Genomic DNA, 14,312 nt, shown 5'->3' on the forward strand with positions numbered 1-14,312 from the left:
TATCAGATTCCTCCTTTTTGTTTTTCAATTCCGTACCACCGTTTCGCTTCCGGCAGACGGATCCCGAACTGGTCGAGCGTCCGGAACACGATGTGGTCAATCAATTCGTCCATGTCAGCCGGCTTGTTGTAAAAGGCCGGCATCGGCGGAAGAATGACGGAACCCATTTTTGTAAGCGCTAGCATATTTTCTAAATGAATTTGGCTGAGCGGCGTTTCTCTTGTCAGCAGCACAAGTTTTTTCCGCTCTTTCAGGATGACGTCTGCCGCTCTTGTCAGCAGATTGTCAGCCATTCCGGTGCGGATGCTTGCAAGTGATTTCATGCTGCACGGAGCGATGATCATCCCGTCCGTTTCAAACGAGCCGCTTGAAATCGCCGCCGCCTGGTCTTTGTGAGAATACGTATAGGACGCCAGTTTCTCGACATCTTTTAACGTATAATCGGTTTCATGTGTGATGGTGACATTTGCCCAAGGTGACACGACAAGATGGGTTTCGATCTCCGCGGCTTTTAAATATTCTAAAAGCCTGATCCCGAATATGGCCCCCGTAGCCCCGGTCATTCCGATGACGAGCTTCATATTGACCCTCCTTTACGCTTGAAATATGGTGTCAAAACCATCATACTCCTGATATATCCATATGAAAAATATTCGTTAAATCTATGTATCATACTTTAAAGGTATAAAATAAAGGAGCGTTGTTCATGGATATCAGGCAATTGCGTTATTTCGTCACCATCGCCCAAGAGCAGAAAATCACGACGGCCGCCAAAAAGCTTCATATGGCGCAGCCGCCGTTAAGCAGACAGCTGAAACAGCTGGAAGATGAATTGGGCGTCATCCTGTTTGACCGCAATAAAAAGAAACAAATGACCCTTACATATGAAGGAAATGTCTTTTTGAAAAGAGCAAAAGAGATTCTTCATAAGTTTGAGGACGCCATTATCGAGGTACAAGAGCTGAAGGAGGAAGTGGCCGGCACGCTTGCCGTAGGGTCAACCATTTACTGTGCCGCGCTCATGCTTGAAAAAGTGTCACAGATGAAAGAACGGTATCCGCATCTCACCTTTAACATTTGGGAAGATGAACCCGTCTCACTGCTGGAGCTATTGGAATCCAGACAGATTGACGCCGCCGTCACCACCACCTTAATTAAAAACGATGGCATTGAATCGAAGGAACTTGAAGACATTCCGTGCGTCTTGGTGCTGTCCGAGCATACGAAACGTCTGTGCGGTGAAACGATTAAGCTGAATGATATCGCCTCTTTGCCTCTGATCCTTTTGCGCACCGTCAATGGAAGGGGTGTGTATGATCAAGTCCTCCATGTTTGTGAACAGTACGATCTTGACCTACGGGTTGTCTGTGAATGCCATGATTCCGCGACGCTCTTGAGCCTCGTATCATCAGGATTCGGCGCCACGATTCTGCCTTTGACGATGATTCCCGTCCATATGCGTTCGCATGTCAAAACGGTTATCATCGAGGACAACCCGTTTGTCATGACGCCGGCCGTCATCTGGAGAAAAGACAGCTATCTCCCGAAGCCGGTCAGACAGTTTTTGGAATTATTTTGATCGTGAAACACGGAGATTTCACACTCATGAAAACCAATTACTTGACTCATACTAAAAAAAAGTTATCCTTTACAATTGGGAGCTATTTTTTCTCAATAAAACTACTCAGAAAAGTGGGGAATAAAGAAGATGAAAAAAGCATTGTTCGCTTTATTCATGATGGTCAGCATCGCGGTGCTTGCAGCCTGCGGAAACTCACAGGGCAGCGGATCTAAGTCAAAAGACAGCGATCTTTGGGCTTCTGTCAAGAAAAAAGGCGTACTGACCGTCGGTACAGAAGGAACGTACGAACCGTTTACCTTCCATGATAAAAAGACTGATAAACTGACCGGATATGATGTGGAAGTGATTCAAGAAGTCGCGAAACGTCTCGGTCTGAAAGCTGACTTCAAAGAAACGCAATGGGACAGCATGTTTGCCGGTTTAAACTCGAAACGGTTTGACGTCGTCGCCAACCAAGTCGGCAAAACAGGCCGTGAGAACCAATATGATTTTTCTGATAAATACACAACGTCAAATGCTGTCGTCGTGACGAAAAAAGACAGCACGATTGCGAAAGAAGCTGATGTCAAAGGAAAAACAGCGGCTCAATCATTAACAAGCAATTACAATAAATTAGCGAAAGATGCCGGAGCGAAAGTTGAAGGCGTTGAAGGCATGGCGCAATCCCTTCAGCTCATTCAGCAGGGCCGCGCTGATCTGACTTACAACGATAAACTTGCCGTACTGAACTACTTAAAAACGTCCGGCAATAAAAACGTGAAAATCGCGTTTGAAGCAGGCCAGCCGCAACAGACATATTTCGCATTCCGAAAAGGAAGCGGCGAACTTGTGACTCACGTCAACAAAGCGTTAAAAGACATGAAAGAGGACGGGACTCTTTCTAAAATAGCTAAAAAATGGTTCGGCGAAGATGTTTCTAAGTAACATGCCCGAGCCGGTGATTGCGGCAGCCATTCCTTGGGACCTGGTGCAGCAGTCATTCTGGCCGATTCTTTCCGGGGGAATCTATTACTCGATTCCCCTTACTATTCTTTCCTTTATTTTCGGAATGATCATCGCGCTGATTACGGCGCTCGCCAGAATGTCAAATATGAAACCATTGAGATGGGTGTTCAGCGTATACGTATCAGCAGTGCGCGGCACTCCTCTTCTCGTTCAATTGTTCATCATTTTTTATCTGTTCCCGACCTTTAATATTACGCTGGACCCTTTCCCAAGCGCAGTCATCGCGTTTTCATTAAACGTGGGCGCCTATGCTTCTGAAATCATCCGGGCATCTATTTCATCCGTGCCGAAAGGGCAATGGGAAGCCGGTTATACGATCGGCATGACCTATCGCAAGACATTGTTCCGCGTGATCCTGCCGCAGGCGTTTCGCGTGTCCATTCCGCCATTATCAAATACATTTATCAGCCTGATCAAGGATACATCTCTCGCGTCACAGATTCTTGTCGCGGAGCTGTTCAGAAAAGCGCAGGAGATCGGTGCGCAAAACCTTGATCAAATCTTGGTCATCTATATTGAAGCCGCCTTTATTTATTGGATCATCTGCTTCTTGCTGTCTATCGTACAGCATGTGATCGAACGGCGTCTCGACCGTTATGTGGCCAAATAAGGAGGTTTCGATATGCTTTTCGTCAAAGGATTGAATAAATCATTCGGCCAGAATGAAATTTTAAAAACGATAGATATGGAGATAGAAAAAGGGAAAGTCATCGCCATTCTGGGACCGTCCGGTTCAGGAAAAACGACGCTTCTGCGCTGTCTGAACGCGCTTGAGATCCCCAACCGCGGCGAGCTGGCATTCTCCGATTTTTCTATAGATTTCTCTAAAAAAGTGAAGCAGGCTGATATCCTCCGCCTCCGCCGCAAATCAGGCATGGTCTTTCAGGCGTATCATCTGTTTCCTCACCGCACGGCGCTTGAAAACGTCATGGAAGGACCCATTCAAGTGCAAAAGCGCGACAAGGAGCAAGTCAGAAAAGAAGCGATGGAGCTTCTTGAAAAAGTCGGGCTGAAAGACAAAATGAACTTATACCCGTTCCAGCTTTCCGGCGGTCAGCAGCAGCGTGTCGGTATCGCCCGCGCGCTTGCGATTCAGCCCGAGCTGATGCTGTTTGACGAACCGACGTCAGCGCTTGATCCGGAGCTGGTCGGCGAGGTGCTTAAAGTCATTAAGGATTTGGCGAACGAAGGGTGGACGATGGTTGTCGTCACGCATGAAATCAAATTCGCGCAGGAAGTGGCCGATGAGGTCATCTTCATTGACGGCGGCGTCATTGTGGAACAAGGACCGCCGGCCCAAATTTTTTCCGCGCCGAAAGAAGAACGTACGCAGCGGTTCTTAAATCGTATACTGAATCCTTTGTAGGAGCCGGAGAAGAAGCGAAACACTGATTTCGCTTCTTCTTTTTTTCGGCGTTTATGCTACAATGACAATTAATGAGATTTTATGAAAGAAGGGACCTCTTTGAAGCGGGAATTCGTGATGCGCTGGACGTTTTATTTTGCCGGTCTGTTGATTTTGTCTTTCGGGGTATCTTTAACCATTAAAGGAAAAGCTCTCGGCATCAGCCCTTGGGATGCCTTTCATTATGGGCTTTTTCAGCATTTCGGGCTTTCCGTCGGCCAATGGTCCATCTTGGTCGGCGCGGTGATCGTCGTTTTAACCTGCCTGTTCACGAGGACGCTCCCGAAAATCGGCGCCATCTTGAATATGGTGCTGATGGGAATGTTTATTGATTTCTTTTCGTTTCTGCTTCCTGAGGCGCACGCTTTTTCCTTAGCAGCCGTGTTTTTCTCTTTCGGATTGCTGCTGATCGGCTGCGGCGTCGGGGTTTACGTATCAGCCGGGCTCGGTGCGGGCCCCCGGGACTCTCTGATGATGCTGATATCTGAAAAAACGGGCTGGAACGTGCAATGGGTGCGGAACGGCATTGAGCTGACGGTTCTGGCCGCAGCTTGGACGATGGGCGGACCGATCGGAGCCGGCACGATTATTACGGCGGTTTTGACGGGGCTGATTCTGCGCTTTTCTTTGCCGCAGTCCTCTAAACTGTTAACATATGCGATCTCAGGGCGGGCAACGTCCGTTCATTAAAAACAAAGCCGAAATGGTTTTGTTTTTTTATTTTCGGACAGCTTGCGTCTGATATGATAGGATGGTTTTGACAATATTTGCAGACGGAGGATCTGGACATGAAGATTTACGGAGTATATATGGACCGGCCGCTTTCTCCAGTAGAAGAAGATCGGATGATGGCGGCCGTGTCCGCCAATAAGCGGGAAAAATGCCGGCGCTTTTACCATAAGGAGGATGCTCACCGCACCTTGATCGGCGATATGCTGATCCGCACCGCCGCGGGGAAGGCTTACGGACTTGATCCGGCCGCGATTTCATTCAGCGTCCAGGAATACGGAAAACCGTATATCCCCGCGCTTCCGGACATGCACTTTAACATTTCCCACTCCGGGCGCTGGGTCGTGTGTGCCATTGATTCAAAACCGATCGGCATTGATATTGAAAAAATGAAGCCCGGCACGATTGATATCGCCAAACGGTTTTTTTCGCCGACGGAATACAGTGATCTGCAAGCAAAACACCCTGACCGGCAGACCGATTATTTTTACCACCTGTGGTCGATGAAAGAAAGCTTTATCAAACAGGCCGGAAAAGGGCTTTCCCTGCCGCTTGATTCATTCAGCGTCCGCCTCAAAGACGACGGCCATGTGTCCATTGAGCTCCCGGACGGACATGAACCTTGTTTCATCCGCACATATGATGCGGACGAGGAATATAAGCTGGCCGTTTGTGCGGCTCATCCCAATTTTTGTGACGGAATTGAGATGAAAACGTATGAAGAGCTGCGGTAAAAATAGAAAAAGGAGGGTGTCCCCCTCCTTTTTTGTCAGCCTGATATTTCCGCCTGTTTCTGCAGCTGCTTTGCTTCTTGATAAATTTCTTCGAACAGATCCGCGATGTGTTCTTCTTCGACGCATGAAAATGCGATTCGCAAATCCGTCTCATTGATGGATATCGTCCCGATTCCTCTTTTTTCAAGCAATGAGACTCTCAATTCACCGGCGTTTATATCTTTCAGCCGGACACACATGAAATAGCCCGAGTTAAACGGATAAGGCGTCCATACGTCTTCATAGTGCTTGTTTTCTGCAAGAACGGCTTTTACTTTGTCAGCCCGTTTTTTCATAATGTTATATTTCAGCGATTTTTCTTTTTCGTATTCCGGTGACTGCATCGCCCGCAGCATAAACGTTTGGGAAGGGTGCGGGGCGCTTGAAATCGTCCCTCTGATAATCCCTTTTGTTTTTTCCTCGAGCACGCGCAGCGCTTTTTCGCTTTTTGTGCTGTACGTAATAAAACCGACGCGGAAGCCCCACGCGTAATTTTCCTTCGTCGCGCCGTCTATTTTCACGCAAAGCACCCGGTCGTGCACTTGGGCGAGTTTGCTGAAGATGGATTCCTGAATGGCCGTTTCATCGTAAAACAGATTGTAATACGCATCGTCTACGAGCACGACAATCTCTTTGCCGGCCTCCGCCGCCTCCAAGATCACGCTGACGATTTCTGACGCTTCCTCTTCTCCCGGCGTATAGCCTGTCGGATTATTCGGGAAATTCAGCACGACAATCGCCTTCTCTTCCTGCTTTTTCAGCAGCTCGGACAGCCCTGCCGCATTAAAACGCCCATCGTGCTGAAAGAGCGGGTACGTCTCAATAGATGCCTTGCGCCGGACACCGAAAATGAAGTTGTAATTCCCCCAATATTTATCAGGGAGAAGGAGCGTATCCCCTTCATTGACGAACAAGTCGGCGGCAATGCTCAGCCCGTGTGTCAAAGCGTTTGTCACGATCGGCGTGCTGATGTCTTTGCCGGCTAATGAAGGATTTTCGAGACGCATTTTTTTCAGCCATTCCTGTCTGAGCGGCTCTTTTCCCTGCGGCGGAGCATAATCGTAGATATCATCGGGGTTATAGGCGGACAATGTCTCTTGAATATGGGAAAAGTGCATGGACTCCCCTTGTGAGGTGGCGATTCCGATCGTGGCATTATACTTTCCGGCCTTGGCTTTCGCTTCCGCTGATTGCGTCAGCACCCCTTTCGGATAAAACAAATCTTTGCCCAAATCAGAAAGCATATGAAGCACGTGCGGGTTTTCTTCAGATAATGTTCTGTTCAGCTCTTTTGCTGCATCATTCATGTACGACAATCCCTTCAAAATTATATTCCATCAAATCATAACATAAAATTTTTGATAAATGAGAAAACGATCGGGCAGATTTTGTTACAAAAAACAGACAGCGAATGCTGTCTGTCATAACCTATAACAATTGGCCTGCAGTGCTCCTGTTAATAATCTCATAGATTCGTTCCGCCACTTTTGCAGTTTCACTTAATATGAACATGTGGCCGTCCGAAAACTCGTGAAATACGGGATTTGCGGCCCATTTTTTCCATCCGTCCGCATCTTTGATACATTTTTTATCCTTCCGCCCATTAAAAATATGGACGGGTGATTGAATGGTGTGAAGATCAGACGGCCGGAAGCTTTCAAGCGCGCGGTAGTCGGATCTGAAAGAAGGCAGGAAAAATGACATGACCTCCTTATTTTCCACTAACTCCTGCGGCATTCCGCCAAGCTCGATAATATGGGCGAGAAATTTTTCATCATCAAGATGAGAAACCTTTTTTCTTTCCGCATGCGGCGGCTGAATGGCTGAGATGATCACGGCCTCAGGGTAAATGCCTTCCCGCTCCAGCTTTTGCGCCAGCCTGAAAGCGACCATGCCTCCCATACTGTGCCCGAACAGCACAAACGGACGGTCAGGACGGAGATTCAGCTCCTGCTTGTACAAGCTGACGAGCTGTTCAAAATCCTCAACGGCGGACATTTGATTCGTCCCGTGTCCAGGCGGTTCCGCGGCAAGCATCTCACATTCACCTTGGAGATAGGTGTGGAGCGGGCGGAATGATGCTGAATAGCCTCCTGCGAACGGAAAACAGATGAGCTGCGTTTTTTCTGTGGTATCGAACGATTTAAAGAGCTGGACCATTAGCGGCTTCCTCCTTTTCTATCGTGAAGTTGTCAGCTTCAGATGTTCATTTCTTAGGAATTCGAGCAAAAATGCCGCATTCCTTTCGAGACATTCACCCTGAAGCATTTCTGCGTGAGTGCCGCAGCCTTTTTTCACACGGTATTCACCTGCCGTAGCTTCCTCCCACGAAGCGAGCCACGGCGGCATCGCAAAGTCCGGTTCTGATGTTAATAGATCTATGTCCGCATTGACGGTGCCGGTGCTGACGGCATGCACGAAATAAGAATAAAATGCATTTGTTTTTTTGGCGAGTCCTTCTTTGACGGCTTCGTTATTCAGTGCTTCATTGTCCCTGTTTACCTTCATCAGCGCCTCGACATCACTTTCTACTGTGCGGCCTTCCAAGTCGCTGACGCCTTGTTTTTTATAGGAATCAACCATGATCAGCCGCTCCACTTTACGTCCTTCGGCTTCAAGCCGTTTGGCGGTTTCAAAGGCAAGCGTGCATCCTGCCGAGTATCCGAACAGCTTGACCGGGCCTTCCGGCTGCAGCTGATTGATCAGCTCTGTGTAGCGTTCGATACGGCTGTCTTCCTCGATAAAATCGAACGCGCAGATTCTATAGCCGGACAGATGTTTTGCCAGCGGCTGGTACATCAGCCCGTAACCGAGAACAGGCGGGAACGCAAACAGTGTGTCAGACTGATTTTTATTCATGATGGTGAGGTCTTTCATCCCTTTTTCTTCACCGTGAATCAGATAATCGGCAATGCCTGCGATTGTCGGCGCTTCGAACAACAGCTTCACCGGGATATCCGTACCGAGCTCTTTTTTAATACGGGACGCAGCCGTCATCGCTTTTAAGGAGTGCCCGCCGAGTGCAAAGAAATCATCATGAATGCCTATCTGCTGTCTGCCGAGAATTTCGGACCAGATGTGTGCAATCATTTCTTCCGTCGCATTTCGGGGCCCAATCCATTCTTTCGCCAGCTGAGCGGGATCAGGTTTTGGCAGCATCCGTTTATTGACCTTCCCGTTTGTCGTTAAAGGAAGCTCCTCTAAGAAAGTAAAGGTTTGCGGCACCATGTAAGCAGGAAGCTGTTTTTTCAGGTGCGCCTTTACGTCTTCGGCTGACAGCTGCGCCCGGTTCACGAGGTAGGCGTTGATTGATGCATCTCCAGACTCGTGGCGGTCAACAACAACAACCGCATCTTTCACACCCGGATATTCCTGCAGCTGCTTTTCAATTTCTTCAAGCTCGATCCGGTGTCCGCGAATTTTGACCTGATCGTCAATTCGACCGGCGTATTCAATCGTCCCATCCGGCAGCCAGCGTGCCAAATCCCCTGTGCGGTAAAGCGTTTCTCCCGGCTTGAACGGATTTGGGATAAACATTTTCTCCGTCAGATCATGACGGTTCAGATACCCTTTTGATACACCCATTCCGCTGATGCACAGTTCACCGACAGCTCCAAATGGCTGAAGCTGATTTTGCTCGTTAAGAATATAAACACTGGCATTGCTGATCGGCTTTCCGATCGGCAATGAAGAGATGGAATCCGGTAAATCATGCACGACGTGAGCTGTCGCAAACACTGTTCCCTCAGTCGGCCCGTAGCAATTAATCAGCTTGCCCGGCCCCATGATCTTAAGCGCTTTTCTGACGTGAGGCACAGACGCGCGCTCACCTCCGAATAACACGCAGCGAAGCCCCCTCAGCCAATCCTCTCCCGCATCGGTGAGAAGGTTGAAAAGTGCAGTCGTCGCAAACATGACATTGACATTCTCCTGCCGGATCAAGTCAGTCAGCCGTTCTGTATCAAGCAGTGTCTGTTCATCTGCGATAATGAGCCGTGCCGCATTCAGTATTGACGCGTAGAAATCAAAGGTAAATGCGTCAAAGGCGTAATTCGAAACGGATAAGAACGTATCTTGTTCAGAAAATTCCATGTAGTCTACATGCTTGACCAATCCTTGAATATTGGCATGAGTGGTGATATTGCCCTTCGGCTTTCCGGTTGTGCCGGACGTATACATAATATATGCCGGATCATCGGGTTCAATTGCGGCTGCAGGGTCGCTTGCCTGCTCTTCGAATCGTGCAGGATCATCAATGAAGAGTGTTGTTCCTGTATACGGCAGCTGATCCGCTTTTTCTTTCATCTCCTGATGTGTCAGCAGACAGGCTGCATCACTGTCAGTCAGCATATACGAGATTCGGTCCTCCGGCAGCTTCGGATCAACCGGGAGATAAGCCGCTCCTGCTTTTAGTACGCCGAGAATGCCGATCACCAGTTCAAGCGAGCGCTTCGTGTACAACGCGACAACGGAGCCTTTACCCGCACCTTGCTTTTGCAAACGGCGTGCAAGGCGGTTCGCTTCCTCATCTAATTCGCGATAGGAAAGAGTCTGGCCGGAATACGTAAGCGCCGGCGCATCAGGATGAACATTCACCGCCTCTTTGAACCAATCCGTCAGAGGCTTCGCCTGATGGTTTTGAGCAGGCGGGTTTAAGCCTGTAAGCAGAAACTCTCTTTCCTTTTCATCAACAAGACTGATCGTATGAACAGGCTGATCCGGCTTCTGGATGAGCTGCTGAATCGCTGTGAGAAGCTGTGATTTTAAGCGCTGGATAAATGCCTCATCAAACACATTCTCATTATAGGCAAGCTTAATCAGCATCTCGTCTCCCGGGGAAGCCATCAGGTTGAGATCATAATTCGACTTCTCAAAAACATGGACATCCTCCATTTCAAAGCCGTTTTCATTGTTTTCTTCATTTTTTGCATCCTGAAGCGGATAATTTTCAAACACAATGATGTGGTCAATCAGCTTTGGCTGATCGGCCTGGCTTTGGATGTCATAGAGCGGCACGTATTGATGCGGCTCAGACTGCAGCGATTGTTCCTGCAGCTGCTTGAGCAATCCGTTAAATGTGGTATCCTCAGACAGTTTCACCCGCCTCGGGACAACATTGATAAACAGCCCGACCATATGTTCAACGCCTTTGATTTCTGCGGGACGCCCGGAAACGACTGTGCCGAAGATCAAATCGCCGGACTGCTGGTAGCGGCTGATTAATACACTCCACACTGCCTGCAGCGCCGTACTCAAAGTGGTATGCTGTGATTTTGCAAGCTCGTTAAACGCCTTTGTGTCCGCCTCCGGCAGTGAGAAGAGCAGCTCTTTCGGCTCATAGCCGTCCTTTTGTTTCTTTCTTTGCTCCGCAAATGTCGTTTGTCCTTCAAATTCCTCTAAGTACTCGCGCCAGTAATGCAGTGATGCTTGTTTATCCTGCTTTTCAAGCCACTTGATATAGTCCTTATATGGTTTGACCGGCGGCAGGCTGTATGGCTTTTGTTCGCGCAGGGCATTGTATACCTTAAACAGATCCTGCACGACGATGCCAAAGCACCAGCCGTCCAAAATCATGTGATGATAGCTCCACACCCATTCAAAACTTTCTTCAGCTTTTTTAAAAATAGCCGCACGCATTGGGATATCCCGCGTCAAATCAAACCCCTTGATCTTATCCTGTTCTTTGTATTCATTGATTTTGGCTGCTTGCTCGCTGCCCGGTAAGTGTGCCAGATCGATTTCTTCTATATGAAACTGCCGTTTTTTCAATACGACTTGGACCGGCCTTTTTACTTTTTCGTGAATGAACACGGTACGAAATACATCGTACCGGTCCATGATCACATTCATGCTTTCTTCAAGGCATTTGATATTCAAGCTGCCTTTTACTTTCATTGTCATTTGTTCGATATAAAAGCTTTGGCCGGGATTCAGGAGAGTATGAAACAGCATTCCCTCCTGCATCGGCGACAAATAATACATGTCCTGAACTTGATCTTTTTTGAACTGGCTCATCTGCTCCGCTCCCCCCTTCTGTTAACTGTTTTTGTCACGTTAAATTCTCCTCAAGCATGTCAAAGATGTCTCCCATTTCATCCATCTCCAGATCCTGCGCGCTGAAGTCGCTCGGCGTAAATTCTTTCTCCTCTTTGGCCGTGCAATGGCGGATGATCATTAAGAGGTTTTCTTTAAACCGCTGCATCTGTGCTTCGACTGTGCTTCTTTCATATTCTTCCTGATTGTATGAGCAGGAAATGACGAAGCGGCCGCCTGTAACCATCCCGCTGAAGCTCAGTGCGTATAACGCCTCTGACTCTTCGCTGACTTGACGCCCCATATCATATGGTGACGGTTCAAACCATTCAGTTTTCACTTCATTGTCAAACTGCCCTAGGTAGTTAAAACTGATTTCAGGCGTGACGCCTTTTTCTGTTTCATCGGATGACAGATACCGGAGAATCCCGTACCCTACGCCTTTATCAGGTACGCGCCGCACCGTCTCTTTTACCGTTTTAATGACGGAAGAGACGCCGTCTTCCTTGCTGATCTGCAGAATCAACGGATATTGGGCCGTAAACCAGCCGACCGTCCGTGAAATATTGACATTCGGTATGATTTCTTCCCGGCCGTGTCCTTCTAAGTTGATGCCGACTTTACCGTTTTCCGTCCATTCACCGATCGTTAAGCCGAGCGCGCTAAGCAGAATGTCGTTGATTTCCGTTCCGTACGGATGATGAACATCTGTAAGCAGCTGCGCCGTTTCTTCCTCGGTTAGTTCACATTTCACGGCCGCCGTATGTTTGACGAGCCGTTTTGTCGGCTCATGGTCTTTCGGCAGCGGCTGGAGTTCTTCTGCATCTGCCTGCGCCCAATAATCCGCCTGCTTCTTCAGCTCTTCTGATTGCGCAAACGTGCTCAGCGCCTCTGCCCAATCCTTAAAGGAGTGGGTTTTCTGCGGAAGGACGATGCTGTTTTGCTGCTGCGCCTGTTTATAACCTGAAGCGAAATCCTCAAGCAAAATTCTCCATGAAACCCCGTCCACGACGAGATGGTGAACCGCAATTAACAGGTGGTCGCCTTGTTCTGTCCGATATTGCTCTGCTTTTAACAGCGGGCCGTTCTTCAGATCAAGACTGCCCTGAAGCTGATCGGCAAGCCGCTGAATCTGGCTTTTCAGCATGTCTTCGTCTGTTCCGTACAGATCAACGATTTCAAAGCTTGCCTTGCATTCACTGACAGGGAGATATGTCTGAATGATGCCTTCCCTTTCTTCACGGTAAACCATCCGCAGTGCATCGTGGTGTTCCATCAATGCTTGCAGAGTTCTTTCCGCCAGAACCGGATCAAAGCCGTCTTTTGCGTGAAGCATGACGGATTGGTTCCAGTGGTGTTTGTCCGTAAAGTTTTTCTCAAAGAACCAGCGCTGGATCGGCGTTAATTCCGCTTCGCCTTCGACAGGTCCCTGGTCGGCCTGCTTGCCTTCCGTCCGCTCCACGTAGGAGACGAGCTCTTCAATGGTCGGATGCTGGAAGAGGTCTTTCATCTCAAGCTTGTAGCCGTGCTGGTTCAGGCGGCTCGCCATTTGAATGCCTTTGATCGAGTCGCCGCCAAGCGTGAAGAAATTATCGCTTACGCCGATCTGATCCAGTCCGAGCACTTCCTGCCAAATGTCAGAAAGCAGCGTCTCCATCTCTGTTTCCGGCGCTTTGTACGCCGCGCTTCCCGCTTCAATGTCCGGCGCCGGCAGGGCTTTTTTGTCAATCTTTCCGTTTACGGTGACCGGAAGCTCGTCCATCTCCACCCAGAACGCAGGGACCATGTAGTCCGGAAGCGTGTCTTTCAGCGCGGCTTTGAGCGCTTCGATATCATCCTGCTGAGGTGCGACATAGGCGCAAAGCGCGGTATTGCCCGCTTTGTCTTCCACCGCCGTCACCGCCGCGTCATGAACGTCCGCAAGCTGCGCGAGGCGGACTTCGATTTCTGAAAGCTCGATCCGGTAGCCGCGCACTTTGACCTGCTGGTCGATGCGGCCGATGTATTCGATGCCGCACTGCGCGTTCCATTTGACGAGGTCGCCGGTCCGGTACATGCGCTCGCCTGGYACRAACGGATCTGCGGTAAACCGCTTCGCCGTTTCTTCTTCACGGTTCAGGTATCCGCGCGCAAGTCCGCGGCCTGCCACGCACAATTCACCGGCAATGCCTTCCGGCTGCACCTGATCGCCGTCCCCGAGAATATAMGCTCTCGTATTGGCAATYGCCCGTCCGATCGAAAGCGATCCTTCCTCCGGATTRATGACGCCGCTTGTCGCAACGACGGTGTTYTCCGTCGGGCCGTAGTTGTTGACGATCGTGTACGGCTGCTTCACCGCCCGCTTCAGCTTGTCGCCTCCGACGAGAAGCATGCGGAGAGAGGTATTTTCCAGCTCCATAAATTGTTCGGCCAGCTGTGTCGGCAGGAAGGTGATGGTCACGCCGTTCTCCTCGAAATAGTGATTTAAGCGGGTGATATCCAGCCGGATCGCCTCGTCAATGACGTGAAGCTCCGCGCCGATGGTCCATGTCGGGAACATCTCCCAGATGGAGGCGTCAAAACCGAAGCCCGCGTATTTGGCGCTTTTATCATCCGCCGTCATGGCGAATGCGTCGTGATGCCAGAAGCACAGGTTTACCAGCGCATGGTGTTCGACCATGACACCCTTCGGCTGTCCGGTCGTTCCTGACGTGTAAATCATATAAGCGAGATGATCCGCCATTGTTTCCGTCTGCGGGTTCGCTTCATCGTTTTCATCAAGCGGCAGGCTCAGAATGGAGCGGCT

At 49.3% G+C, this 14,312-nt stretch carries 9 protein-coding genes and 2 pseudogenes; 6 read left to right on the forward strand and 5 right to left on the reverse strand.

Going from position 1 to position 14,312, the window contains the following annotated elements; translation table 11 throughout:
* Positions 1–2: 2 nt before the first annotated feature.
* Positions 3–622, reverse strand: a pseudogene (locus AC1DN5_RS14995) (non-oxidative hydroxyarylic acid decarboxylases subunit B).
* Positions 623–706: 84 nt separating this feature from the next.
* Here AC1DN5_RS14995 and AC1DN5_RS15000 point away from each other — a divergent pair.
* The 6 genes from AC1DN5_RS15000 to AC1DN5_RS15025 all read left to right on the forward strand — a co-directional run bounded on the left by AC1DN5_RS15000 (position 707) and on the right by AC1DN5_RS15025 (position 5,455).
* Entirely contained in the window at positions 707–1,579 is an 873-nt protein-coding gene (locus tag AC1DN5_RS15000; protein WP_045926264.1) for a LysR family transcriptional regulator, read from the forward strand.
* Positions 1,580–1,708: 129 nt separating this feature from the next.
* On the forward strand, positions 1,709–2,506 hold the full coding sequence (gene tcyA / locus AC1DN5_RS15005; protein ID WP_016937284.1) for a cystine ABC transporter substrate-binding lipoprotein TcyA: 798 nt from the start codon (positions 1,709–1,711) through the stop codon (positions 2,504–2,506).
* Positions 2,493–3,197, forward strand: a complete 705-nt coding sequence (locus tag AC1DN5_RS15010; RefSeq protein WP_016937285.1) for an amino acid ABC transporter permease — start codon at positions 2,493–2,495, stop codon at positions 3,195–3,197. Before tcyA ends, AC1DN5_RS15010 begins: the two co-directional genes overlap by 14 nt.
* Before the next feature lie 12 nt (positions 3,198–3,209).
* Positions 3,210–3,953 carry a cystine ABC transporter ATP-binding protein TcyC gene (gene tcyC / locus AC1DN5_RS15015; protein ID WP_016937286.1) on the forward strand — a complete coding sequence of 248 codons (744 nt, stop codon included), beginning with the start codon at positions 3,210–3,212 and terminating at the stop codon, positions 3,951–3,953.
* Positions 3,954–4,052: 99 nt separating this feature from the next.
* Positions 4,053–4,682 (forward strand): YczE/YyaS/YitT family protein, encoded by a 630-nt coding sequence (locus tag AC1DN5_RS15020; RefSeq protein ID WP_016937287.1) that lies wholly within the window; start codon positions 4,053–4,055, stop codon positions 4,680–4,682.
* 98 nt (positions 4,683–4,780) lie between these two features.
* Entirely contained in the window at positions 4,781–5,455 is a 675-nt protein-coding gene (locus AC1DN5_RS15025; protein ID WP_327815964.1) for a 4'-phosphopantetheinyl transferase family protein, read from the forward strand.
* Between the two features lie 35 nt (positions 5,456–5,490).
* Here the strand turns inward: AC1DN5_RS15025 and AC1DN5_RS15030 are convergent, their stop codons facing one another.
* The 4 genes and pseudogenes from AC1DN5_RS15030 to srfAB all read right to left on the reverse strand — a co-directional run.
* Entirely contained in the window at positions 5,491–6,801 is a 1,311-nt protein-coding gene (locus AC1DN5_RS15030) for an aminotransferase class I/II-fold pyridoxal phosphate-dependent enzyme (RefSeq protein ID WP_016937289.1), read from the reverse strand.
* Positions 6,802–6,922: 121 nt separating this feature from the next.
* On the reverse strand, positions 6,923–7,654 hold the full coding sequence (gene srfAD, locus AC1DN5_RS15035) for a surfactin biosynthesis thioesterase SrfAD (RefSeq protein ID WP_016937291.1): 732 nt from the start codon (positions 7,652–7,654) through the stop codon (positions 6,923–6,925).
* 18 nt (positions 7,655–7,672) lie between these two features.
* On the reverse strand, positions 7,673–11,509 hold the full coding sequence (gene srfAC / locus AC1DN5_RS15040) for a surfactin non-ribosomal peptide synthetase SrfAC (RefSeq protein WP_366969990.1): 3,837 nt from the start codon (positions 11,507–11,509) through the stop codon (positions 7,673–7,675).
* A gap of 34 nt (positions 11,510–11,543) precedes the next feature.
* Positions 11,544–14,312, reverse strand: a pseudogene (gene srfAB, locus AC1DN5_RS15045) (surfactin non-ribosomal peptide synthetase SrfAB); the annotation flags it as partial.

The organism is Bacillus sp. 01N42_2 (assembly GCF_056399565.1).